At 34.7% G+C, this 24331-nt stretch carries 27 protein-coding genes and 1 other annotated feature; of the genes, 3 read left to right on the top strand and 24 right to left on the bottom strand.

Annotation, left to right across the window (positions count from 1 at the left end):
* The first annotated feature begins 176 nt into the window (after window positions 1-176).
* Window positions 177-632 carry a class Ib ribonucleoside-diphosphate reductase assembly flavoprotein NrdI gene (nrdI, locus tag FC70_RS07285; RefSeq protein ID WP_057890344.1) on the top strand — a complete coding sequence of 152 codons (456 nt, stop codon included), beginning with the start codon at window positions 177-179 and terminating at the stop codon, window positions 630-632.
* 48 nt (window positions 633-680) lie between these two features.
* Here nrdI and FC70_RS07280 read toward each other — a convergent pair whose 3' ends face one another.
* The 24 genes from FC70_RS07280 to FC70_RS09565 all read right to left on the bottom strand — a co-directional run bounded on the left by FC70_RS07280 (window position 681) and on the right by FC70_RS09565 (window position 23023).
* Window positions 681-1022 carry a cysteine desulfurase gene (locus FC70_RS07280; protein WP_057890343.1) on the bottom strand — a complete coding sequence of 114 codons (342 nt, stop codon included), beginning with the start codon at window positions 1020-1022 and terminating at the stop codon, window positions 681-683.
* An 18-nt stretch (window positions 1023-1040) separates the two neighbouring features.
* Entirely contained in the window at window positions 1041-2189 is a 1149-nt protein-coding gene (locus tag FC70_RS07275) for a cysteine desulfurase family protein (protein ID WP_057890342.1), read from the bottom strand.
* Between the two features lie 10 nt (window positions 2190-2199).
* Window positions 2200-2895 (bottom strand): 5'-methylthioadenosine/adenosylhomocysteine nucleosidase, encoded by a 696-nt coding sequence (locus tag FC70_RS07270; protein ID WP_057890341.1) that lies wholly within the window; start codon window positions 2893-2895, stop codon window positions 2200-2202.
* Window positions 2896-2908: 13 nt separating this feature from the next.
* Complete coding sequence (locus FC70_RS07265) at window positions 2909-3211, bottom strand: hypothetical protein (protein ID WP_057890340.1); 303 nt, start codon at window positions 3209-3211, stop codon at window positions 2909-2911.
* Window positions 3212-3222: 11 nt separating this feature from the next.
* The gene (locus tag FC70_RS07260) at window positions 3223-3765 is read right to left on the bottom strand and encodes an NUDIX hydrolase (protein ID WP_057890339.1); all 543 of its coding nucleotides are present in this window, start codon (window positions 3763-3765) and stop codon (window positions 3223-3225) included.
* Entirely contained in the window at window positions 3755-3991 is a 237-nt protein-coding gene (locus FC70_RS07255) for a cold-shock protein (protein ID WP_057890338.1), read from the bottom strand. Before FC70_RS07255 ends, FC70_RS07260 begins: the two co-directional genes overlap by 11 nt.
* A 32-nt stretch (window positions 3992-4023) precedes the next feature.
* Window positions 4024-5013, bottom strand: coding sequence for a diaminopimelate epimerase (gene dapF / locus FC70_RS07250; protein WP_057890337.1), 990 nt, complete (start codon window positions 5011-5013; stop codon window positions 4024-4026).
* A gap of 241 nt (window positions 5014-5254) precedes the next feature.
* Complete coding sequence (gene ileS / locus FC70_RS07245; RefSeq protein ID WP_057890336.1) at window positions 5255-8056, bottom strand: isoleucine--tRNA ligase; 2802 nt, start codon at window positions 8054-8056, stop codon at window positions 5255-5257.
* Between the two features lie 66 nt (window positions 8057-8122).
* Window positions 8123-8336: a binding site (T-box leader), on the bottom strand.
* An 18-nt stretch (window positions 8337-8354) separates the two neighbouring features.
* Window positions 8355-9047, bottom strand: coding sequence for a DivIVA domain-containing protein (locus tag FC70_RS07240; RefSeq protein ID WP_057890335.1), 693 nt, complete (start codon window positions 9045-9047; stop codon window positions 8355-8357).
* Between the two features lie 16 nt (window positions 9048-9063).
* Window positions 9064-9786, bottom strand: a complete 723-nt coding sequence (locus tag FC70_RS07235; RefSeq protein WP_057890334.1) for a DivIVA domain-containing protein — start codon at window positions 9784-9786, stop codon at window positions 9064-9066.
* A 13-nt stretch (window positions 9787-9799) separates the two neighbouring features.
* Window positions 9800-10591, bottom strand: a complete 792-nt coding sequence (locus FC70_RS07230) for a YlmH family RNA-binding protein (RefSeq protein ID WP_057890333.1) — start codon at window positions 10589-10591, stop codon at window positions 9800-9802.
* Between the two features lie 12 nt (window positions 10592-10603).
* Window positions 10604-10888 (bottom strand): YggT family protein, encoded by a 285-nt coding sequence (locus FC70_RS07225; protein WP_268871766.1) that lies wholly within the window; start codon window positions 10886-10888, stop codon window positions 10604-10606.
* A 15-nt stretch (window positions 10889-10903) separates the two neighbouring features.
* Window positions 10904-11326, bottom strand: coding sequence for a cell division protein SepF (locus tag FC70_RS07220; protein WP_057890332.1), 423 nt, complete (start codon window positions 11324-11326; stop codon window positions 10904-10906).
* A gap of 95 nt (window positions 11327-11421) precedes the next feature.
* Complete coding sequence (gene ftsZ, locus FC70_RS07215) at window positions 11422-12624, bottom strand: cell division protein FtsZ (RefSeq protein ID WP_057890331.1); 1203 nt, start codon at window positions 12622-12624, stop codon at window positions 11422-11424.
* 25 nt (window positions 12625-12649) lie between these two features.
* A complete protein-coding gene (gene ftsA, locus FC70_RS07210; RefSeq protein ID WP_057890330.1) occupies window positions 12650-14023 on the bottom strand; it encodes a cell division protein FtsA in 1374 nt (457 codons plus the stop codon).
* Between the two features lie 148 nt (window positions 14024-14171).
* Window positions 14172-15053, bottom strand: a complete 882-nt coding sequence (locus FC70_RS07205; RefSeq protein WP_057890329.1) for a cell division protein FtsQ/DivIB — start codon at window positions 15051-15053, stop codon at window positions 14172-14174.
* Window positions 15054-15084: 31 nt separating this feature from the next.
* Window positions 15085-16182, bottom strand: a complete 1098-nt coding sequence (murG, locus tag FC70_RS07200) for an undecaprenyldiphospho-muramoylpentapeptide beta-N-acetylglucosaminyltransferase (protein ID WP_057890328.1) — start codon at window positions 16180-16182, stop codon at window positions 15085-15087.
* Between the two features lie 2 nt (window positions 16183-16184).
* The gene (gene murD / locus FC70_RS07195; RefSeq protein ID WP_057890327.1) at window positions 16185-17558 is read right to left on the bottom strand and encodes a UDP-N-acetylmuramoyl-L-alanine--D-glutamate ligase; all 1374 of its coding nucleotides are present in this window, start codon (window positions 17556-17558) and stop codon (window positions 16185-16187) included.
* Window positions 17559-17575: 17 nt separating this feature from the next.
* Window positions 17576-18535, bottom strand: coding sequence for a phospho-N-acetylmuramoyl-pentapeptide-transferase (gene mraY / locus FC70_RS07190; protein ID WP_057890326.1), 960 nt, complete (start codon window positions 18533-18535; stop codon window positions 17576-17578).
* 11 nt (window positions 18536-18546) lie between these two features.
* Window positions 18547-20694, bottom strand: a complete 2148-nt coding sequence (locus tag FC70_RS07185) for a penicillin-binding transpeptidase domain-containing protein (RefSeq protein ID WP_057890325.1) — start codon at window positions 20692-20694, stop codon at window positions 18547-18549.
* Window positions 20694-21089: a hypothetical protein gene (locus FC70_RS07180; RefSeq protein ID WP_057890324.1), complete on the bottom strand. Its 396-nt coding sequence runs from the start codon at window positions 21087-21089 to the stop codon at window positions 20694-20696. The genes FC70_RS07185 and FC70_RS07180 overlap by 1 nt, the downstream gene beginning before the upstream one ends.
* A gap of 19 nt (window positions 21090-21108) precedes the next feature.
* Complete coding sequence (gene rsmH / locus FC70_RS07175; protein WP_057890323.1) at window positions 21109-22059, bottom strand: 16S rRNA (cytosine(1402)-N(4))-methyltransferase RsmH; 951 nt, start codon at window positions 22057-22059, stop codon at window positions 21109-21111.
* A gap of 20 nt (window positions 22060-22079) precedes the next feature.
* A complete protein-coding gene (gene mraZ / locus FC70_RS07170; protein WP_057890322.1) occupies window positions 22080-22508 on the bottom strand; it encodes a division/cell wall cluster transcriptional repressor MraZ in 429 nt (142 codons plus the stop codon).
* A 164-nt stretch (window positions 22509-22672) separates the two neighbouring features.
* A complete protein-coding gene (locus FC70_RS09565) occupies window positions 22673-23023 on the bottom strand; it encodes a DUF3397 family protein (protein ID WP_057890321.1) in 351 nt (116 codons plus the stop codon).
* Between the two features lie 92 nt (window positions 23024-23115).
* Between FC70_RS09565 and FC70_RS07160 the strand changes: the two genes are divergently transcribed.
* Together FC70_RS07160 and FC70_RS09165 are read left to right on the top strand one after the other, a co-directional pair.
* On the top strand, window positions 23116-24075 hold the full coding sequence (locus FC70_RS07160) for a magnesium transporter CorA family protein (RefSeq protein ID WP_057890320.1): 960 nt from the start codon (window positions 23116-23118) through the stop codon (window positions 24073-24075).
* 59 nt (window positions 24076-24134) lie between these two features.
* Window positions 24135-24260, top strand: a complete 126-nt coding sequence (locus tag FC70_RS09165; RefSeq protein WP_083478679.1) for a DUF4044 domain-containing protein — start codon at window positions 24135-24137, stop codon at window positions 24258-24260.
* The last annotated feature ends 71 nt before the right edge of the window (window positions 24261-24331 follow it).

The raw sequence follows: 24331 nt of genomic DNA, 5'->3' as shown, positions 1-24331 counted from the left end.
TATAAATAGCTATTCGATGTTTTTACCAATTTTTTTAGTTAAAAATTGACTGTGATCATAGCATTAGTCAACTTATCGTATTATAATAATCAAAGTTAACTAAAAATGTTTGCTGTTTATCAATCATAAAGTAATGTACTATTAACTAAGTTAATTAAGAAAGCAGAGGTACCAACTTGGAAGCAATCTATATTTTATATATTTCTATTGAAGGAAATACTCAATCATTTTTAGATAGACTTTGTCGTTACTCTGATCAGCAAAATGCAATTAACCCAGATATGCCTTTGGTTAAATTACACGAAATAACTGAACAAACCGATTTTAAAGATGAACAAGATGAATTCTTTGTTTTTGTACCAACTTATTTAGATGGTGGCAACGGCATTGATTCAGGTGTAAAAGAATTGATGACTAACCCCTTGGGAGAATATATCGCATTTCACAATAATGCTAGATTATGTTGTGGCATTATTGGTAGTGGTAACTTAAATTTCAATGAACAATATTGTCTAACCGCTCGTCGATATTCAAAGAACTTCAATGCCCCAGTTATTGATGATTATGAACTCCGTGGTACCTCATCAGATATTGAACGTATTTATAACAACATGGCTAATATTATTAAATAATTAAAAAGGTATTTCATGAATTTATTCGTGAAATACCTTTTTTAATTTCTAATTTTTAACCAAAACATCACGTGCAATCAGATTAGCTAAAATAAAATTTAATTGTTCCGTGAATTCAGCAGTTCGGTCATGACTAAAAATGTTAACTGACATAGTACCGCTCTGATTAACCGTATTCATTTTAAAGCCATCTAGTTCTGGACTAACAGTAATTTTCAATCTTGCTGCTGGTGTAAATGGCGACTTTTGATCAAGCGGTGCTTCATATGAATACGTTCCACGTTTAGAAATTGTAAATCCTAAATCTCTTAGTGCATAACTTTTAATATCGGAACTAATTGTATAAGTATCTGTATCCCCTAGTAGTTTAACTGCCTTTTCAAACGCCATTCTAATCACCAACCTATTTTATTTTGTTAATCGCTTATAAATTGAACTTATCGCTTCAATGAAATCGGCTATTTCCTCTGTTGTCGTATAATGTCCGAAACTAATTCGAATCGATTCACTAACTCGAGGACTATTTTTTCCAAACATTGCAATTAAGACATGCGATGGCTCTAAATTGCCTGCTGTACATGCAGAACCACCAGAAACTGCAAATCCTGCTAAATCAAGATTGGTTTGCATAATTTCAGTTGATATTCCTGGGATCCAAAGATTTAAAACATGATTTAAACTAGCTTCACTTAACTCACCATTAATTTCAAACTTAACATCATTGTTTGTTAACCCTGCAATAACTTGTTGCTTAAATTCAAAATATTTTGTTTGTAAATTAGCTTTTTCTGTAGCAGTTAAGAATTCAACTGCTTTTTCAAAACCAGCAATTGCCGGAACATTTTCTGTACCCGCCCTTCGCTTAGTTTCTTGTTCGCCACCTTGAATTAAGCTTGGAAAATTAGTTTCATTACTTTTATACAAAAAACCCATCATTTTTGGTCCATTAATTTTATGGGCCGATGTCGATAACAAATCAATATGATCCGCTTTAACATCAATATCAATTAATCCATATGCTTGGACTGCATCAGTATGAAACCAGGCTTGATGATCTTTTAAAATCTCACCAATTTCATGAATTGGCATGCGACTGCCAACTTCATTATTTCCCATCATAATGGTTACTAAAATAGTATCATCGCGTAACGCGGATTTAAAATCGGTTAATGATATATTGCCATGTTCATCAACTGGCAAATAAGTAACTTCAAATCCTTCTTTTTCAAGCGTTTCTAATGGCTTTAAAACTGCTTGATGCTCGATTACTGTTGTAATAATATGTTTACCCATATTAACCCGTTTTCGAGCAGTTTGAAAAATAGCAGTGTTGTCACTTTCAGTCCCACCGCTAGTAAAAATAATTTCCGTTTCTTTAGCATTAATACTTTTAGCCAATGCTCGACGCGAAACTTCCATTACCATACTGGCATCGCGACCAAGTCCATATCCGGTTGAGGCATTACCATATACATTCTTCATTTTATCAACCATCAAATCAATTACTTCTGGCGACATGGGAGTAGTCGCTGCATTATCTAAATAAACTTGTTTCATATACGAACCTCTATTTGTTCTGATTTGCGAATAAAGTCAACAACATTTTAGCAGAACGTTTACCAGCATCAATAATAAAATCATCAAATGAAACGCTTGCTTCTTCATCACCAGTATCAGACATTGCCCGGACAACTACATATGGGATGTTATGATCATTCGAAACTTGACCAACCGCAGCCCCTTCCATTTCACTAGATAGAGCATTAGGAAATTTAGCTTTTATCGATGCAATAGTGTCACTATTAGCTACAAATTGATCACCTGAAACGATCAAACCTGAAAGAACAGTTAATCCAGTTGATTCTCCAGCCTTGATAATAGCTTCTGACCACTCTTTAGAAGCTTTAAACGTTACCGGTTGCCCTGGTAATTGACCATAGTCATAACCAAAAGCAGTCACATCTACATCATGATACGCAGTCTCAGTTGAAACAACGATATCTCCAACTTTTAAGCCTTCACCTATTCCGCCTGCTGAGCCAGAATTAATAACTATATCAACATTAAATTCACTGATTAAATGTTCAGTTGTGATACCTGCCTCGACTTTACCAATTCCAGATTCAACTAGAACTACATCTTGGTTACTAATCATTCCTTCATAATACTTTTTTGAACCAAGTTCAACTTCTTGTTTGTAGTCCATCGCTTCGATCAATTCTTTAATTTCTTCAGGCATTGCACAAATTACGCCATATTTCATTTTAAATTCTCCGTTATCCGACAAAAAACAAAACTAAATAAACTGCGACAATAGCAATCACAAGACCGCCAATTACAATATTTAATTTTGATTTCATTCTCTTAGTTTTATCTTCAGTTGAACGTGGTTCGCTTTTTCCACTTCGTGAACGTGTCTGAGGTGCTTCATCTACGTTATCGTCTTCATGTGGATGTTGTTGTGCATAATCTCGTTCTGCTTTTAATCGCTTCTTATCACGTTCATGTAACTCATTTTCTTCTAATTCTTGTTGCCGCTTATATTCTGCCCGTGACAACGGTTTTTCATTTTCTGTCATAGTCATTCACCTTACTTCATTGTCGCCCAATAATAAATTGCCATGATCGTCTTTTGGTCAACAATTTCTTTACTATTTACCATCATTAATGCTTGATCTAAAGTCACAGTTATCATTTCCAAATTTTCATCATCATCTTGAGGTAATTCATTTTGTACTGGTTCTAACTCAGTTGCTAAATAAAGTGTCATATACTCATCAGAAAACCCAATTGCTGTATAAAATGAACTAATTTCAGAAATTTTACCTGAACGATAACGAGTTTCTTCATTAAGTTCTCGATTAATCGCACCTAACATATCGCCTTGATCACGATCATCCAACTTTCCAGCTGGAATTTCTAATGTAAGTGCATCAATTGGTGCACGCCATTGTTTCATTAAAATCATTTTATTTTCATTGTTAATTGCCAATACTGCAACTGCTGGCATATGCCGTACAATATCACGCGTCGCCATTTTTCCATTTGGTAATTCGACTTTCATTACTTCAACATCGATAATTTTGCCTGCATAGACAGTCTTTGATTCAATTTGTTTCTCCTCAAAGTTCATCTTCAACATCCTCACTATCAGTGTTTTTAATTACACGCACATGTGCTGCTTGTGGGCCACGAATTCCAGCCACAACAACCAGTTCAACGTTTTGTCCAGCTTCAAGTTCCTTATGACCTGATCCTTCAATTCCACTAAAATGCACAAATACATCTGGTTCGTCTTCAACTTCGATGAAGCCAAACCCTTTAAGTGCATCAAAACTTTTTACAGTACCTTGTAACATATTAATTACGTCCAATCCACTTTAATTTTGCATTATACCTTTGGTAAGGTTTTAATAAACGCTTTATATGATGCTTGTTCTTTTGTTTCATTAATATCTATATTAGTAAAATTACCAGCCAACGTTTCATCTAAACTAATATCAATAGTTCGCATAAATGTTGCATTACCAATTAAATCAATATAGTCTTCACTGTTATCTGAATGATGTACTACCGTGTTAACCATCCCGCCTGGGTTACAAACAGAAATTTTCGCATTATTTTCAATTAGATCATTATGCAATAACACACTAACCAAACTAGATGCAGACATGGCAGTTCCACAAGCGTCCGTATAGCCCACTCCGCGTTCAAATGTTCGGACAAAGATTTGATTCTTACCTAAGATTCGAACAAAGCTAACATTCACACCATCTGGAAAAACTGAATTAGTTTTATTATTCAAATAATGACCAAGTTCACCCAGATAATCTCCACTAATAGTTGTTTCATCAACAAATGAAATTAAATGTGGATTAGGTACTGCAATTGCAGTAAATTTTAATTTAGTATTTAATTCAGCAATCGTTTGATTAATTAGCGTATCTTCACCAGCATTAACACGCATCCCTAAATCATTAGCTGAAAAACTGACTGGTGAGATATGTGCCTGATAAGTTTCAACGCCCTTTGATAGAGACGGCATTTTAGCAACTGGTAAATCGGCCTGCATCGTTTCAATCTTAAATGATTGTTGTTGATTCTTTTCGGCAAGATAACGGGCTACACAACGCAATCCATTACCACACATACTAGCTTCACTACCGTCAGCATTAATTACGCGCATTTTTCCGAGTACGTTAATATGGTCAGACTTATCAATTAACAACAATCCATCTGCACCATCAATTAATCCAGCTTTACGATTACAAATATTGATTGCTATTTGTTTAATTTCACTTTCGGATAGCTGATGATCTAATGTTGTTACATCTAACATATAAAAATCATTTTCAGAACCATGTACTTTGATTAATTGCACGCCATTCACCCTCTTAGTTATTTGTATTCAATATTGACATTTTACACCGATAGCACCTGATTGTCATGCTTTCTAATATTCCTAAAAATAATTTAACTACTATCATATTATCTTATCAAAAAAAGAACCAGAAAGAACCCATTTACACTTGGATTCATCCTGATTCTTCAATCTTTAATTAACAATTATTATATAAATGTATTTAAATCATACTTAAAAAAATTGTGAAAAATTAAACTAATTATTTTTCTAATCCTTCAGTAATCGTTTCTGGATATTCTGCACGAACAATTGCAGCACAACGAGCGCACAATTCTGGATATGCATCATCTAAACCAACATCAGTTGAAGTCATACGACAACGTTGGCAAACTTCACCTTCTGCTGGACTAGCGACTAATGATACACCGTCATTAAAGTTAGTTGCTGAAGTAGGTGCATCCTCGATAGCTTGAATGTGTAGATCAGAAACTTCTAACATTTGTTGTACATTGGCATCCAATGAATCTAACATTTTCATATTAGATTCTGAAACATATAAATCAAGGCGAGCTTCCAACGACTTACCAATTTCTTTAGCATCACGCGCTTCTTCAAGTACTTTAAGGACATGTCCACGTAGATTCATAAATGAATTCCAGTTTTCAATCACTGTAGTTTCATTACTATAATGAGTTACTTCTGGCATTTCAGAAAGTTGAACAAATTCTTCTTCTTCCTTCAAGAATCCCCAAATTTCTTCAGTTGTATGTGGTAATACTGGGGTTAATAATTGACTAAATGACACTAAAATCTTGTAGAAGACCGTTTGCATTGAACGACGCGTTTTTGAATTTTCAGCATCAATATAAACAACATCTTTAGCAACATTCATATAGAAAGCCGATAATTCAGTTGTAACAAAATTCATTAACTTTTTATAGATATCTAAAAATTCATTCTTTTCATAATGTCCACGAATCTCTTCAACAAATGAATTCAAACGAATCAACATATATTGATCAATCGATTCTAGATCATCATAGGCAACACCATCTGTCTTTTGATCAAAGTCAGTTGTATTAGCCATCAAGAAACGCATCGTATTACGGATCTTACGATAACTTTCAGAAACTTGCTTCATACCTTCCATTGAAACCCGAACGTCTGATGATGAGTCGACACTTAAGACCCACAAACGAATAATTTCAGCTCCCATTTGTTTAATAACTTTACTTGGATCAATCGTATTACCGATTGATTTACTCATCTTACGTCCATCACTATCCAAGGTAAAGCCTTGTGACATAACTGACTTATATGGAGCTTTTCCAGACACAACAACACTAGTAATTAAACTTGAATTAAACCAGCCACGATATTGATCTGAACCTTCCATATACAAATCAGCAGGATAAGTTAAGTTATCACGTTCGGCTAAAACTCCTTGATGTGATGTTCCGGAATCAAACCAAACATCCATGATATCTGTTTCTTTCTTAAATGTTCCATTTGGTGAATGTTCACTTGTATATCCATCTGGTAATAAATCTTTAGCTTCGCGATCAAACCAAACATTAGAACCAAATTCACCAAATAAATCAGCCACGTGATTAATTGTTTCTGGTTCAATAATTGGAGTACCATCTTCAGCGTAAAATACTGGTAGTGGCACACCCCAAACTCGTTGACGTGAAATAACCCAATCGCCACGATCACGAATCATATTGTGAAGGCGTACTTTCCCCCAATCAGGGCTGAAAGTTACGTCATCAATCGCAGCTAAAATCTGACCACGAATTTTATCAACAGACGCAAACCATTGATCAGTTGCACGGAAAATAATTGGTTTCTTTGTACGCCAATCAAATGGGTAACTATGTTCATATGGCATATGCTTTAGTAACAATCCAGCATCTTTTAATTTATCAAGTGCAATTTGGTTAGCTTCCTCATAAAAGACACCATCAAAATCAGGACCTGCTTCAGCAGTTAAATAGCCACGATCATCAACTGGTGCAAATACATCTAAGCCATATTTACGACCAATATTATAATCATCATCACCATAACCGGGTGCAGTATGAACCAATCCAGTTCCGGCATCAGTTGTAACAAAATCGCCAAGCATCGTAATTAATTCTTTGCCAGCAAAGAATGGATGTTCAGCCGTTACATTTTCTAATTCAGCACCTTTAACTACCTTAACAGTCTCAACATCTGACCATTCAAATAATTCAGCACATTTATTGATCAAATCAGCAGCAATCACAAATTTCTTACTTGTATCACCATCGTGAGTTACTACTAAATAATCAAACTTCGCATCAATTGTAATTCCTTCAGAACCAGGAATTGTCCATGGAGTAGTTGTCCAAACAACCATATAAGTATCAGTGTCTAATACCCCTTTACCGTCCATAACTCGTTCACCATAAAAAGCTGATGGTGAAACAACGTCATGATAATCAACTTCGGCTTCAGCCAAAGCTGATTCTGATGACCATGACCAATAAACTGGCTTTTTCCCACGATATAATAAATCTTTTTTAGCAAACTCACCAAATACGCGAATTTGGGCAGCTTCATATTCTTTTTGTAAAGTTAGGTATGGGTTATCCCATTCACCAGCAACTCCCAAACGTTTAAAGCCATCACGCTGTTTGTCAACTTGTTCTAGTGCATATTTATGACAAAGATCACGGAATTCAGATTTAGTCATTTTTTTACGATCATGACCTTCTTTAGTCAATTGTTGTTCAATTGGCAAGCCATGAGTATCCCAACCAGGAACGTAAGGAGCACGGAAACCAGACATTGATTTATATCGAACAATAATATCTTTAGTAATTTTATTTAACGCATGACCAATATGGATATTACCATTGGCATATGGAGGCCCATCGTGTAATACGTAGGTTGGTTTGCCTTCATTTAATTTTTGACGTTGTTCATAAACTTTATTTTCTGCCCAAACATTTTGTCGTTCAAGTTCTTTTACAGGTAAATTACCACGCATTGGAAAATCAGTTTTACCTAGATTAAGTGTTTCTTTGATTCTCATTTGGAGTCCTCCTTGAATTATGTAGCCAATGTAATTGAAATCGAGGGTACAAAAAAATCCCCATCCGCAAGGGACGAAGACTCGTGGTACCACCCAAATTTAGAATAAAAATAATTCTCTTAGTTCATTATTTAACGGTTATGAACCGCTCACACTTAAATAATCAGTATAAGATTCAGAGATGATCTATCAATTGTGTTTTCATATCAACCTCTCACCAGTCGTTGATTCGCTTATAAGTAATTTCCAATTGAGTTACTGTTCTCTTCAAAAATTTCATTAATATTAAAATGATCAATTATTTTTCTGAGTCATCTGGGAAGATAACTACAGTTTGACCTTCGTCAACTGCACTATCTTCTTGTGATACTTCAGAAGTTGCTGAAGCAGCTGATGTTTCAGGCATTGATGTACTTGAGTTTACACTCTGGCTTGTACTGTTGTCAAGAGTTTGACCAAGAACTTTTTGGATTTCATCAAATGAACTGACATCAACTTCCTTCAATAAAGTATCCCAGTCATTACTTCTAACAACCTCTAATTGTGATTCAAGCATTACTTGCAGACGTTGGCGGAAGACCATTGTTTGCTTCTTAAGATCATTTGTTTCAATCGTTAACTTAGAAGTTGATTCAGCTGCTTCATGAACTACTTGATTAGCTTTGTCATTAGCTTCTGCCACAATATCAGTAGCTTGCTTTTGAGCTTCACGCAATGTTATATCTGATTCACGTTGCGCATTAGATTTAACTTTATCAGCTGCTTCTTGTGCAACTAAAATCGATTGATTCAATGAATCTTTTAATTCACTAAAATATTTTAATTTTTCTTGATCAGACTTAACTGTTTCTTCTAATTCATGGTTATGTGCTTCTAACTCGGTCATTTCATCAATAATTTGGTTTAAAAATTTATTAACTTCATCTTGATTATAACCACGCATTTTTCCAGAAAACTTTTTAGTTTGAATATCTTCAATTGAGATTGACATAGCTTGGTTCCTCCAATTATTTTGAAATATTAAGTGCTAAATTAATAACTAATTCATTTTTTTCATTAGTACCTGTGGTGATATTTTGAATCTTCAATGCGTCTTTATTAATTGCCTTACCATTATTTGGAGCAGTAACATTCAAATTGACTTGTTGATTATCTATCTTGAAATCAATTCTTTGCTGACTCTCAAATCCATGATTAAATTCTTGTCCTTTATAAATTGCCTTCATTTCGGTTGGCTCAACTGATCTTAGTGAATCAATCTTATCATTACTAATTTCGATTTGCTGTTTATATAATTCTAACATTTCGTTTTGATATGTGGCTACAATCACTTTAAGCTTATCTAACGTGTCAGTTTGTAGCTTAACCTCTTTGATTTTAGCAATTACACTCACCTTAGCGTCCACCTGTGCTTCAGCAATAATTTGCTCCGCCTCTTGATCAGCGAATCTAATAGTAACTTGTGCTTGCCTAGCAGAGCGATCCTTCCATTTGGCTGAATACTTTTGTGAACTCATAATCAAGTCCAAAATTTCTTCTTTCATTGACGCCAATACTGAGAACTGTCGTTTTGCTAACAAATCTTGTTGTTTTAAACTTCGGTTGATTGCTCTTAATTCAGTTAACTCCCCCAAAATATCTGCAACATATTCATCAACTTGTTGATAACTGTAACCACCTAGTCTTGAATTAAATCGATTATTCTTTATCTTTGATATAGATAAATCCACAACAATCGCCCCCCTAATTCACAGTAACTACCGATAACTTAACTTTAATTTTACCTTTTTTAGTTGGTTGAGAATTAATCACTTCAATTCTTATTCTACCAGCACGTCTAATCGACAACAAATCATGTTCAACAATCGAATAATCTGGTTTTTGAATTTCAACCCAATTTACTTGAGCAAAACCTTTTTCAATTATTTCTTTCGCTCGATTTCTAGAAAAATTAAAGGCTGCTGCAATCACACTATCAAGTCTGACCGAACTAACTGTTGTTTCAATTGATTCCCAGTCAGCTTCTGATACAACGACTTCTTCCAGTTCAATTGGTTCCAGTCGAACATTTAACTTACCAATCCGGTCAACTTGTTCTTGAAAGTACGTTGAAAGCTTCTTTTGGACCATAATCTGCCAACGACCAACACCATCAGTAATAATATCTCCGAAAGTGTTTCGTTCAACGCCCTGATTAAACAAAGTTCCTAATACTTGATGATGACTAATATCAGCAAATTTTTCGGGATAATTAATTTCAAGCAACTGAAGTTCAAAATCATCAAGTGATGGTTCAAAATAACTTGGATAAACTAAGATTCGTTGCATTTCTGCACCTTCAAAGCCTCCGTTACTATCCATTTTAATGTCATCTTGCTGATTGATTAAAGTTTGTGCAATATATACCTGTCTTGGATTAAGAAATGGACTTAACACTGGACGATATTGCTGAATTGCTTGCAAAATCCAATTAGCAATATCATCTATAATCGGTTTCTCATCAGTCCTAAAATGTTGTTCTACATTTAAACTCATTGCCTACACCTTCTAATATAATGCATTGGCAACAATCGTTTGTAATGCACTAACTCCATATTGCGCTAATTGCAATACTAACAATGCAATTAATGGTGAGAATCCAATCCCACCTAAACTTGGAATAAAATCAAATAATCGAATATATGGTTCAACTAAGCGATTAATAAAAATTCCTAATTTACTTTGTGATGCACCTGGAAACCAAGTCATTAATGCCCATACAACTATCAGAATCATATATAGTTGGAGTAATTGCGTCACAACATAAAATATGAACCCTAATAAATTTTCCAAATTAATTCTCCTTGCCTACAGGTTATCTTGTTCATGAGTCATGGTATCAGTCAAATTACCAGACACTTCATAATTATGAGGTGTGCATAAAAAGATTTGATCCCCTACTCGTTCAATTGCACCATCAATTGCATATACGGTTCCGTTTAAGAAATCAACAATTCGTTTTGCAGATGCAGTATCCATTTGAGTAAAGTTTACAATAATTGCCCGATTATTCAATAATTGTGATGCAATTTCTTTTACATCAGAATATATACGTGGTTCAAACAATGAAATCTTGCTTGATTCGGTAGGACGTGTACTGTTAATTGAAACCACCTTCTTATTTCGAACTGGTTCGGAAGTTTGTTCTACTGGATCTTCATAATAGTCTTCATCGTCATACTCTGCTTCACTAGTCCCAAAAAAATTGTGCAATGAAAATTTATTTGCCATTTTACTCATCTCCTTTTAGCGTAATAACTCCAAAACGAGACCAAACTAACACCGTTTGAACTGGTCTTTGTTTGCCCCCGATTAATTGATAATTATTAGTGACGTTTTTTGAAAAATGGTGGTGTATCAAGGCCATCATCTTCAGTTTCATTAGAGCTTGTAGCATTATCATCACTGTAAATATTAAATTCTGGTTTTTTTACTTGTTCAAATTGTACATCATCACTAGCTTTCGTACTTTCTTGTGAAGTTTGTACATCCCAATCACCAAATGGATCTTTATTTTCATTTGCTTCTACTTTATTTTCAGTAGCAGGTCGCGTAACATGCTTAGAACTATTGTCCTTATCAATTCCAGTTGCAATTACGGTTACTCGAACTTCATCTCCAAGTGATTCATCAATTGAAGTACCAAAAATGATATTAACATCATTAGTTGCAGCCTGTGTAACAATATCAGATGCATCTTGTGCTTCAAATAATGATAAATCTGGACCACCAGTAATATTCAACAAGACATTTTCTGCACCGTCAACTGAAACTTCAAGTAATGGTGAAGAAATAGCTTTCTTAGTTGCTTCAGCAGTTCGGTTTTCACCAGTTGAAGAACCAACACCCATCAAAGCAGACCCTTGATTTGCCATCACTGTCTTAACATCAGCAAAATCTAAGTTAACGTAACCAGGACTAGTAATTAAATCTGAAATACCTTGTACCCCTTGACGAAGAACGTTATCAGCAGCTTTAAAGGCTTCCATCATTGGTGTTTTCTTGTCAACAATTTCTAATAAGCGATTATTAGCGATAATGATTAGAGTATCAACACTATCTTTCATTTTAGCTACACCTTCAGCGGCAAATTTTCCACGCTTAGGTCCTTCAAAACTGAATGGTCTAGTAACTACTCCAACTGTTAACGCTCCAGATTCTTTGGCAATTTTAGCTACAACTGGAGCAGCCCCATTTCCAGTACCACCACCCATTCCGGCAGTAACAAAGACCATATCAGCGCCAGCTAATGCATCTGCTAATAGTTCTTCACTTTCCTCAGCAGCCTTGGCTCCAATTTCTGGATTTGAACCAGCTCCCAATCCACGCGTAAGTTTAGGTCCGAGTTGAATTTTAGTTTCTGCTGAAGATGCTCCTAGTGCTTGAACATCAGTATTAGCAACAATAAATTCAACACCTTTAACATCATCAGAAATCATCCGATTAACAGCATTACTTCCACCGCCACCGACTCCGATAACTTTTATTTTCGCACCAAAGTTTTGGTCAGCATCTATTGAATAGTCCATATTGTGATTCCTCCGTCACTATTTTTTAATTGAAAAAGTCATTAAAGAAGTTTTTAACTCCTGTTAGACGATCCGTCTTTTCTTTTTTATCTTTAGGTTTACTTTGGGCTCTTTGCTGCTCAGGTGCATTTTGATGAGCACGTCGCTTTTGAGTATCAATCCGTGACGATTTGATTGAATCTCTAAATGACCCTGAATGAGATTCGTCATCATGACTTTGAATAGCTTCATTATCTCTCAAAGCTCGTTTTACTAGCAAATCAACTTCATTCAAGTTTGCCTCAAATTTAGTTAATGAAAATCCTTGAGTAAAGCTTGGATGCCGAATTCCCATTTGATCTGGTACATAAGCACGAACATGGATTCCAAAGTATTGTTCGGCTAAATCAGTAATACCAGGTAGTGCCGCAACTCCACCAGTAATTACAATTCCACCAGGTAGATCTAATGCCTTAATTGACTGTAATTTTTGATTGATACGTTCAAAAATCTGTTCAACTCGGGCTTGGATAATTTCAGCTAAATACTGTTCAGTAAACTCAACTGGCTTTGACTGTCCAACAACATCAACTGTAAATGTATTTACTTCAGAAACAGTATCTGAGTTAGCATAACCATAATCACGTTTAATCCGTTCCGCGCTTGCAAGCGATGTATTTAAAACAACTGAAATATCTTTAGTGATATATTGTCCACCTTCAGGATCAATAAATGAATATTTCAACTGATGGTCATGTATTACACTTGTTGTGCTTTGGCCTCCACCAATATCAATCACAACAGTCCCAAAATCTTTCTCCCCATCATTCAAAATTGTATCGCCAATTGCTAATGGTGACACAACCAAATCTTTAACTTTTATTCCGGCTTTTTCTAGTGCTTTTTTAGTATTATGAACTACCGTTTTTGGACCCGTATATAAAGTTGCATGCAGTTCTAATCGCACGCCAACCATTCCACGAGGATCTTTAATATCGTTAAATCCATCAACAATAAATTCATCCGCTTTTAAGTCAATAATTTCTCTTTCAGGCGGTAAACTTTGCATAACAGTTTCTTTTGCAACATCAATTACATCTTGATCATTAATTTCACGTGCTTGACTTTGATTTGCAATCGTAATCATGCCACGACTTTTTTCAATTTTTAAAAAGTTAGCTGGAATTCCAACAACGACCTCGTCAATTGTTACATTTGATTTCTCTTGCGCTTGATCTACTGCTTTTTTGATTGCAACCGCTGTCTTATCAATATCAACAATTATCCCACGATTAAGCCCTGCAGACTGCTCACTGCCAACCCCAACAACATTAAGCTGTCCTTTTACATTTTCACAGACAATTGCTTTAATCGAGGTGGTTCCAATGTCTAAGCCAACGTAGATACCTGAATTATTCATCTACTCGGAACCCTCCTATTATTTTTTTAGTCATAAATTTGTAAGTTTTTAGCCGAATAAAAAGATACATTTAGCTATTACGAGTTTACCACATATATCACTATTTCTGAAAGTCAATTTACTAAATAATATGCATACTTGTTATCATTTATTCATCTTTTGTGCCATATGGATAAGAATATGCTCCAACTTGCAAATCAACAACACCCTTAGTGGTCATTTGATTAGCAATTCCCGGATAATAATCCATCATTTCTGCAAGTTTAGTATATTTAATTAAAACCTCATTACCATCCGACATAAAAATCAATAATCGATCTGGCCCTTTTTTAGTCTCCGCAAATTTAACTTCTGAAATATTTTGAGAAATTGATGATGGAACTTTTTCCATTTGCAAAATGGTAGCTTTTAAAACCGCTGTACTTTTAAAATTACTATAAATTGGCATATCATAATCAGTTACTTTTTTTGAAACCTTTTTAACTTGCCCATTAGAAAGCGCCGCGTTGTATTGACTACCATTTTTAACTAGACCAACAATTTTATTTTCTTTAACTTTTATCGTTATTTTTCTTGGACCAACTACATCGATTTTAACCGTTTTTAACTGTTGGTCTTTTTTCAAAGCACTGGCTTCTCTTTTAGCAATGTTAAACCACACTTTAAAAATTAAATCTCCACGCTTAATTCCAAGATTATTTTCAATTTCATTAGTGGTCATTTGTTGATTTCCATAAATTTGAATACTCGAAATTTTACTAATTGGAGTGACTAGATAAACCATAAATAAAATAACTATCGAAAATGTCCCAATCAAGATAACTGCTCGAAATTTATTCGCCGTAAATCTTTGCTTTTTTAATTTTGGTAATTTTTTACTGATTGTTTCAGATTTATTAGGGATTGCCTTTTTTCTTTGACGAATTAGTTCTAACTCATCTAATCGCTCTTTATAAGATTGCTGTTGCTTAGTTTTATTTTTCCGATCAATCACATCTTGATTTTTTGAGTCATCATCTCGTTTAGTCATTTTACTCACCCCCCATAGTTAGTATTAAATATTAGTGTTTCAACTGTGCTGCCTTCATCACTTCAATTAATCGATCAGATGCGTCGCGCATTCCCATTTTATATGCAGCATCACTCATTAATTTTCGCTTTGCATCGTCTTTTAATAACACATCAGCAGCAGCCACTAATGATTCACCATTTAGATTATCTTCTAAGATCATTTCTGCTGCATCATTGTTAACCAATGCCTGAGCATTTTTAAACTGATGGTTAGCCGTTACATATGGACTAGGAATCAAAATCGATGGAATTCCAAGAGCTGTAACTTCCGCAATGCTGGTTGCTCCCGCACGTCCAACAATAACCGCAACTTTAGGTAATAAATCAGGCATATTATCGATATATGGTTGGATAACAATATTATTACCAATTTCAACATTTTTTAATTGATCCATAACATTATCATAGCGTTTTTGTCCGGTCGCAAAGACTACCTGATAATCACGATTATTAAAGGTTGGAATTGCTTCGATCACACTTTTATTTATTTTAGGTGCACCCTGACTGCCACCGAAAATTAACATTGTTGGTACATCATCAGTTAAATTTAATTTATTCCACGAAAAATCACTAACTCGTTCTGCTACTTGCTGGGCACGTGGATTTCCGGTCATCGTTACTTTATCACTTGGAAATTGTGATTTTGCTGCTTCAAACGCAATCGCAATTTCATCGACATAATGACTTAAAAACTTATTTGTGATTCCAACAACACTATTTTGTTCATGAATAACTGTTGGAATATGTAATTTTGCTGCTGCATATAATACGGAACCACTAACGTATCCACCAGTTCCTAATACTACATCTGGCTTAAAGTCTTTAATTATTTTTTTTGCATCCTTAATACTTTTTAAAAATAATGATACTGTCTTGATATTTTCCATTGATAAAGAACGTTTAAATCCCTGGATTTTAATTGTTTTAAACTCAATTCCAGCTGCTGGTACAATTTTATTCTCTAAACCACGTTCTGTCCCCACATACAGAACAGTTAAGTCAGAATCTACTTTTTTTAATCTTTCAATCACGGATAACGCTGGGTAGATGTGTCCACCAGTTCCCCCACCTGAAACTAATAATCGCATTATTATTCCTCCTCTTTTCCAGTATAGTGTTCAACTGATTTAATAAATTTATCTCCACGAATTTCAAAATTAGGATATTGATCCCAACTTGCATTAGCTGGTGATAATAAAATTACATCTCCATCTGAACTCATTTCAAATGCTATTTTAACTGCCGTCTCAGCATTTTCACTAAATTTAATTTGATTAATTCCGGCTGACTTTGCAGCAGCAGCTAATTTATTGGCTGCTTCACCAAATAAAATAATCGCTTTAACATGCTCTTTAAAACTAGGAATTAGTTTTTCAAAAGTATATCCTCTATCTAAGCCACCAGCTAATAATATTACTGGCTGGTTAAACCCATTTAAAGCCATTTCAGTTGCTTCAATATCGGTTGCTTTTGAATCATTATAAATTTCTCGGTTCTTATATTCCATAACAAACTGCATTCTGTGTCGCACACCACCAAATGATGCCAGTACCTCTTTAATGATGTCATTTTCAATCCCACTTAATTTGGCAACGGCAATCGCAGCTAATGCATTTTCAATATTATGTTCACCAACAACATTAACATCACTGGATAACATAATTTCTTCGTCCTGCCAATATAACTTACCATTCTCTTGATAAGCTCCTACTTTACTTTTCCCTAAACGAGAAAACGGAATTACTTGCGCATGACTACGTCGACTTAAGCTTTGCCATTCTTGATCATCCCAATTAATAACAAAAAAGTCATCTGCAGTTTGGTTTCGTGTAATATTCATTTTTGCGTTCACATAATTTTCACGAGTTTTATGATAGTCCAAATGATTAGAAAAAATATTAGTAATCACCGCAATATGTGGATGTAGCGTTGGTGTGCCCATTAACTGAAAGCTTGATAGTTCAGCAACCACCGTATCATGTTCACTGGCCGTTTGCACTACATCACTCATTGGTATGCCAATATTACCAGCCTTATAGATGTTGTTTTCACTACCAGTAGCTAACATTTCTTTAATCATCGTTGTGGTTGTCGTTTTTCCATTACTTCCAGTTACAGCCACTAACTCACCCGTCAAAACTTCACTAGCAATTTCAATTTCGGTAACGATTGGTGTCTTTTTCGTTAAAAATGCAGCAACTAGGGGATTATCATAAGGAATCCCAGGGTTCTTAACAACCAATGTAAATTTTTCATCAACTAATCCTAATGGATGCGATCCTGTGATAACTTCAATATTATCAGCTTTTAGTTCATCGACTTGGGTAAAATCAGATGGTGTATTTGCATCATTTAATGTTACGAATGCGCCCAAACGGTTTAATAATTTGGCAACACCAACACCACTTTTTCCAAGCCCAATCACCAAAACTTTTTTATTTTTATAAGTATCAACTTGTCGCATTCTTTAAGACTCCCTTTTTATATATTAATGAAAAAAATAATTAATTGTAGGATAGATCCAAGTAAGCCAACCGTCCAAAAAACGTAATCGACTTTAACTTCACTCCAACCAATCATTTCAAAATGATGATGAATTGGACTCATCTTAAAAATTCTTTTACCAGTTAATTTAAATGATGCCACCTGTAAAATGACACTTGCTGTTTCTACTACATACACAATCCCAATTAATAATAAAGAAAATTCCTGATGCAAAATAATTGAAACCGCTGCTAACGCTCCACCTAAAGCTAATGATCCCATGTCACCCATAAATATTTTAGCTGGTTTTTTATTAAAACAGAAAAAGGCAATTAAGGCACCCACAATTGCTAGACAAAAGATTACTACCTCATAATTATGTTGGTACCAACCCATAATTGCGTAAGTTAAAAACGAAATAGTTGCTAATCCAGCTACTAATCCATCTAGCCCATCACTTAAATTAACTGCATTTGAAAATCCAACCAGCCAAAAAATAATGAATAACACATATAACCAACCAAATTGCATTGTGCCAAATCCCATTTGAAAGCCTTCATGTTGGTAAATAACTGCAAAAATCATTGCCACAACAATCTGTGCCAATGCCTTTTGCCAAGCTTTAAATCCTTCATTTTGATGGTTAAAAATCTTAATACTGTCGTCCCACATTCCAATCAAACCGAATAAGACAAATGTAAGAATAATCGCCCACATTGTATTCGTTAACGAAGATTGTAATAACCCTATAATAATGGCGGTTATTGTCGATGCGATAACAAATACTAAGCCACCCATGGTTGGCGTTCCAGCCTTTGATGCATGCCAATTAGGACCGATTTCTCTAATTTGTTGACCCTCTTTTTTGGCCCGGAAATATTTAATCAAATGTGGCATAGCTATATATGTCATTCCAAATGAAATTAATAACGTTACAATAATCAATACTAAGTTCATAACATGTCCTCCTATGAATTATTTTTTTTAAATTTAACAGTTAATGTTTGGTTATCTTGAATAGTTGCCATTGATTTAATACTTTGACTAGTTAAATAGCCACTACCACTTATTGTTAATTTTAATTTTGTTAACTTAGCAAACGTTACAACATCTTTTTTTGACCACCCATCCATATCCGGCATAGTGGTTTTACCACCTGTCATCAAAAAGATTCGGCTGCTCGTCAATACTGAACTACTGGTAATTGATTGAGTCTTAACTTTATTACCATTACCAAGGACCACATACTGTAGTCCCACTGATGTTAGCTTAGTTCCAGCAGTTTCTACTGTTTGGCCTTTAACATCTGGTACATTAACACGTCCTTGCGTCGACTTCTCTTTTTTGGCCTTATCGGTATCCAATGCTTGTTTCATTACCGGATTAAAGACACTAGCGATAAAGTTTTCTGCAGCCGTTGATGTATTTTTAGGTTTAGTCAGAGTAAGATACATCACATATTTAGGATTCTTAGCTGGAGCCATCCCAACAAAAGAATACACATAATTACCACTACCAGTTTCATATCCGGTAGCCGAACCAATTTGGGCCGTTCCTGTTTTCCCGGCAACTCGGTAGCCATCAATCTGATACATGCTTCCTGTTCCTTTATCACCATAAATAACATCTTGCATGTACTTCAAAACAGATTTAGCTGTACTAGCTTTAATTGGCGTTCCGACAACTTTTTTACTACTTTTTTGAACTACTTTATTCGTATCAGGATCAACAATTTTTTTAACAAAATATGGTTTTAACATTTTACCATTATTTGCCACAGCACTAAATGCTTGCAACATTTGCATGGTGTTAACTGTAATACCTTGTCCATATGCTGTATTGGCTTGTTCTAAAGCTCCACTATATGGAGAACTACCTTTGTTTTCATTAGTCATTCCTAACACATTAACTTTTTTCATAAAACCAAAGTCATCTAAGTATTGTTTCCAAGTTTTAGCGCCCATAGTTTGTTCAAGATGAGCCATGGCAACATTACTTGATCGTTCAAATCCTTCTCGATAGGTTATCGATCCCCAGCCACTCGTATTCCAATCAGTAATTTGACCACCACCAATACTGTAAGTACCTGATTGATAGTATGCGTTAGGGTTAAAATTTCCAGAATCAATGGCTGCGCTCATTGTGATAACTTTCATAGTTGACCCTGGTTCGTAAGCATCTTCAACCAAAGTATTACGCCACATCGTTTTATCATCTGTATTATAGCTTGGCCGTTGGGTCGCTGCGACAATCGCACCAGTTTTAGCATTCATCAATACGGCATTGATACTGGTTGCTTGTGATGCACTAGCTGCCTCAGACATCTTACCTTCAAGTAATGTTTGTAGCTTGGTATTCAGGGTTGTATAAATATCATCCCCATTTTTAGCCTTCTTTTTAGACCCATCAATTTGGTACCCCGACGTGTCTTCTTTAGACTTTTTAACACCGTTAGTTCCAGTCAGCTCTTTATTAAAGATACTCTCTAAACCAAGTTGACCAACTAATTTGGTCTGTCCAGTTTTAGTACTAGTTTTAGGCTGTGCAATTCCAATTAATTGTGATGCAAATGAGCCATTAGAATATTCTCTGGCCGGACTTTCTACAAAATTAATTCCAGTTAAGTTTTCATCTTCAATATTTCGCTTAGTTTCAATTGAAATTCCAGAACCTGCATTTCCAAATTCAACTTGATAGGTCTTAGAACTAGGTGACAGAATTTTCATTACTTCTGTTTTGGATAATCCCAAATACTTTGATAGCACCTTTGCCGTTTTCGATTTATTAGTAACATATAACGGTTTACCGCTAGTCGTTTTTTGGCTTTTATCTAAGACTGCATAAATTTTATATGTACTAGTATTTTCTGCAATTTTGTTTTTTTCTGAATCATAAATACGGCCACGGCGAGCTTGAATTACACTTTTTTGTGTATATAAAATATCAATTCGGTTTTCTAAACTGACACCATGTGCAGTTTTCATAATTCCAATGTAACCAAAACGAACGATGAGCAATAAAAACAACGCCCCCACAAAGAAAAATAGCCACTGGCCAAAGATTTTCCTGTTTTTTGTTGTTTTATGTCCCATCGTTCGCTTCGATTTTTTATTCATTACTTATTGACGTTCCTTATATCAGAATTAATTGACAACCCACTCTTTTGAGCAACTTGCTGTAAATGTGTTGACCCAGTTAGTTCATCGATAACTTGTTTATTGCTATCATTTTGACTATTAACTTTTGTAATTTGAGAATTAACATTTTGAAGTTGATGTTGTGCACTTATCACTTGATTTTTTGTAGTAACAAGCGATAGCGCCATGAATAACGTCATTATAACACACGAAACGGCAACGACTATTTCGAACTTAGACACTGATATTTTCGACGGTACACTTGCTGGCACCGGAGCAACTGCTTGTCCAGGTTGCTTAAGTGGTTCAGGATTTGCCTGTAATACTGTATTGTCGTAATAATCATCTAATTGTTCTGCTGTATTCATTGCCATGATAGTCACCTATCCTTCTTTATTTTCGTATTTTTTCAATAACTCTCAACTTTGCACTGTGTGCTCTGCGATTGTTATCTAACTCCTCAGTTGTTGGAACAATTGGTTTTTTATTAATAAGTTTAAAATCAGGTTGCATTGAATCAGGAATGACTGGAAGTCCTGCTGGCAAGTCTTGAATCGTTACTTGTTCACGAAACATACTCTTTACCAATCGATCTTCCAATGATTGGAACGTAATTACGCTTATCCGTCCCTCAACCCTAAGTAGCTTCAATGCTTGTTCGAGTGAATCTTCTAATGCCCCAAGTTCATCATTCACTGCGATTCTAATTGCTTGAAAACTTTTTTTAGCAGGATGCCCCCCATGACGACGGGCCGCTGCTGGAATTGATTCTTTTACTATGTCAGAAAGTTCAAATGTAGTTTCAATCGGTTTGATTTCCCTTTGCTTTTCAATTGAACGAGCAATCGATTTGGCAAATTTTTCTTCCCCGTATCTACTTAAAATTCGCATCAACTGATTAAATGGCCATTCATTAACGATTTCTTTTGCAGTTAGCGTTTGTCTTTGATCCATTCTCATATCGAGTTCTGCATCATAGTTATAGCTAAACCCACGTTGACCATCATCAAATTGTGGTGATGACACACCCAAATCATAAACAATTCCATCAATTTCGGTAATGCCACGTTCATTTAATGCTTCAGTAATATTCCTAAAATTTGTATTGATGAAGGAAAGCTTTCCTTCATCAACATATTTAGCTAAATGTTCTTGGTTATAATCAATTGCAGTTTGATCTTGATCAAATGAATATAGATGACCAGACTGATTTAATTTTTCAACGATTTTTTCACTGTGACCACCGCCACCTAGTGTTGCATCGACATAAATACCATCTGGTTTCACGTGTAAGCCTTCCACTGCCTCGTTTAAGAGCACTGTGATGTGATTAAATTCAGTCATTTATTTCTTACACTCCCTAATTAAAATCCAAAGTCTAGTTTTTCAGCAATTTCGTCAAAGTTCTCTTCTGCACCTTCTGCAAAGCTGTTCCATCTGTCTTCGCTCCAAATTTCAATACGATCTGAAACTCCAACAACCACACACTTTTTATCAAGGCCAGCGTGTTCACTCAAAGCTTGAGGCAAATTAACTCGCCCTTGCTTATCGAATTCACATTCTGTTGCAGCTGAGTAAAAAAAACGTACGAATGCTCGCGCATCTTTTTTATTCAGTGGTAATTCTTTTAATTTTTGTTCTAGCACTTCCCATTCACTCATTGGATAGCCAAAAAGACAACCATCCATTCCACGGGTAACAACAAATTGCGTACCCAATTGGTCACGAAATTTAGCAGGAATGATTAGTCGTCCTTTGGCATCAATACTATGTGAAAATTCTCCCATAAACACGACTACTCACCCCCATTTCATCTAAGCATGTAATAAGTTTACCACAACTCCCCACTTTCCACCACTTTTTTCATAAAAAAATAGTAGTTAAAAAAATACCAAGCTTTCTAGGTTCAGAAAGCTTGGTATATATGGATAATATCATTAAAAATAGTAGTGGGGAATTATCCCATAATTAGCCAAAATATTGATAATAAATATGCGATAGTGGTATAAACAACCGTAATCCTCCAAAAAAGAAAGAAAAATTGTTTAAACAAAACTTCACGATTATGAATTATCTCAATCAAAACTAAAAGAATACCGATCCCCATCCAACCAATTATAACGTACGGAAATAATGACCAATTAAAATTAAGTGCTCCAAAATAAAGCGTGAAAATCGGCCACAGATCATAAAAACCATACATTGTTTTACCACGTTTTATCATAACCTTCTTGATTAAAACGACGATGAATGACACTATAATAATAATTAATAATTGAATGACAATTTTAGAAACTAATGAATTCATTTATTTGTTCTCGCTATCTTTTAATTTCATTACCATTCATTATAGAAAATAGTTGCTCTCGATTCAATAGGAGTTAATTAGGAGGTTTACTAATGATTCAATATTTCACAATGGATACACCAAATCTAATTACGATCACTAATTCTGAAGCTGTCAAGGCTGACCATTGTTGGATTAACTTAGAAAGTCCCAGTAAAACTGAAATTCAGCAGATTTCAAAGCAATTTAGTATTAGCCAATTTAGTTTATCATCAGTCTTTGAGAATGAAGAAACTTCACGTGTTAATTTTAATAATAATGAACAAGAAACTACAACCATTCTATTACAATACCCCAAATACGAAACCAGCCCACTTGGATATCTAACCCATAGCACCTTTCCAATTTTATTCGTCATAACTAAACATTCAATTATTACTGTTTCAAACCACCCAGCATCATTCATCCAGCATTTCGTTATGAATCAGTCTAGTCTCAAAGGAATGATCAACAACTATGAAAACTTCACGGCTAAATTAATCTGGTTTATTACTAAAGATTTTGTAACTGCGTTAGATAAAACTGCAACGCAAATGGATTTATTAGAAAAACAACTTACTTCTGCAACTGAAAATGAACAAATTTATCAAATTATGGCAATTCAAAAAACAATCATTGATTTTAAGTCATCATTAGCTCAAAATCAAGCCGTGATTGATGACATCAGCAATAGCCATAAGATTTTCAGCACCGATGACCTTTCCAATATTATCGCAGCCGTTGCACTAAAAAATGCACAAGCAATGACCATGGCTCAAACACAAGGCGAAATATTAGAACAATATAGTAATATGGTTTCTTCAGTCGTTTCAAATAACTTAAATGACGTTATGAAAGTTTTGACTTCGTTAACTTTAATTATGACCATCCCCACAATCATTGGTGGAATTTATGGTATGAATGTTAACTTACCTGGCGCCAGACTTGTCTCTGCATTTACCTTATTAATGATTTTTACAATCGTACTTTGTTTAATTACTTACTTAATTTTAAGAAAAAGAAAATATTTGTAAATTGTAATCATTAACCTTTTTAGGTAGAATATAATGGATTGATAAACGGAGGATTAATAATGGCACAAGAAAAAAAGAAAAAATCAAAGTTTCAAAAAATTACCACCATTGCAATTTGGTTGATGATCATTTCAATGCTTGCAGGAACACTTTTAAGTGCAGTAACTGCAATCGGTTGGTTCTAATATTTTAAAATAAAAGGCTGAACAAAATTATTTTTGTTCAGCCTTTTTATGATTAAAACTTAAAATTATAA

The sequence above is a fragment of the Paucilactobacillus oligofermentans DSM 15707 = LMG 22743 genome (assembly GCF_001434315.1).
GTDB classification, from domain to species: domain Bacteria; phylum Bacillota; class Bacilli; order Lactobacillales; family Lactobacillaceae; genus Paucilactobacillus; species Paucilactobacillus oligofermentans.
Note: the sequence above shows the minus strand (reverse complement) of the source record. Positions and strands in the feature narration are given on the sequence as shown.

Coding starts and splice junctions, on each gene's coding strand:
- FC70_RS07280 (WP_057890343.1), bottom strand. CDS start 1,022: ATGGCGTTTGAAAAGGCAGTTAAACTACTAGGGGATACAGATACTTAT.
- FC70_RS07275 (WP_057890342.1), bottom strand. CDS start 2,189: ATGAAACAAGTTTATTTAGATAATGCAGCGACTACTCCCATGTCGCCA.
- FC70_RS07270 (WP_057890341.1), bottom strand. CDS start 2,895: ATGAAATATGGCGTAATTTGTGCAATGCCTGAAGAAATTAAAGAATTG.
- FC70_RS07265 (WP_057890340.1), bottom strand. CDS start 3,211: ATGACAGAAAATGAAAAACCGTTGTCACGGGCAGAATATAAGCGGCAA.
- FC70_RS07260 (WP_057890339.1), bottom strand. CDS start 3,765: ATGAACTTTGAGGAGAAACAAATTGAATCAAAGACTGTCTATGCAGGC.
- FC70_RS07255 (WP_057890338.1), bottom strand. CDS start 3,991: ATGTTACAAGGTACTGTAAAAAGTTTTGATGCACTTAAAGGGTTTGGC.
- ileS (WP_057890336.1), bottom strand. CDS start 8,056: ATGAGAATCAAAGAAACACTTAATCTAGGTAAAACTGATTTTCCAATG.
- FC70_RS07240 (WP_057890335.1), bottom strand. CDS start 9,047: ATGTCAATCTCAATTGAAGATATTCAAACTAAAAAGTTTTCTGGAAAA.
- FC70_RS07230 (WP_057890333.1), bottom strand. CDS start 10,591: ATGAGTTTAAATGTAGAACAACATTTTAGGACTGATGAGAAACCGATT.
- FC70_RS07220 (WP_057890332.1), bottom strand. CDS start 11,326: ATGGCAAATAAATTTTCATTGCACAATTTTTTTGGGACTAGTGAAGCA.
- ftsZ (WP_057890331.1), bottom strand. CDS start 12,624: ATGGACTATTCAATAGATGCTGACCAAAACTTTGGTGCGAAAATAAAA.
- ftsA (WP_057890330.1), bottom strand. CDS start 14,023: ATGAATAATTCAGGTATCTACGTTGGCTTAGACATTGGAACCACCTCG.
- FC70_RS07205 (WP_057890329.1), bottom strand. CDS start 15,053: ATGACTAAACGAGATGATGACTCAAAAAATCAAGATGTGATTGATCGG.
- murG (WP_057890328.1), bottom strand. CDS start 16,182: ATGCGATTATTAGTTTCAGGTGGGGGAACTGGTGGACACATCTACCCA.
- murD (WP_057890327.1), bottom strand. CDS start 17,558: ATGCGACAAGTTGATACTTATAAAAATAAAAAAGTTTTGGTGATTGGG.
- mraY (WP_057890326.1), bottom strand. CDS start 18,535: ATGAACTTAGTATTGATTATTGTAACGTTATTAATTTCATTTGGAATG.
- FC70_RS07185 (WP_057890325.1), bottom strand. CDS start 20,694: ATGAATAAAAAATCGAAGCGAACGATGGGACATAAAACAACAAAAAAC.
- FC70_RS07180 (WP_057890324.1), bottom strand. CDS start 21,089: ATGGCAATGAATACAGCAGAACAATTAGATGATTATTACGACAATACA.
- rsmH (WP_057890323.1), bottom strand. CDS start 22,059: ATGACTGAATTTAATCACATCACAGTGCTCTTAAACGAGGCAGTGGAA.
- FC70_RS09565 (WP_057890321.1), bottom strand. CDS start 23,023: ATGAATTCATTAGTTTCTAAAATTGTCATTCAATTATTAATTATTATT.
- FC70_RS07160 (WP_057890320.1), top strand. CDS start 23,116: ATGATTCAATATTTCACAATGGATACACCAAATCTAATTACGATCACT.
- FC70_RS09165 (WP_083478679.1), top strand. CDS start 24,135: ATGGCACAAGAAAAAAAGAAAAAATCAAAGTTTCAAAAAATTACCACC.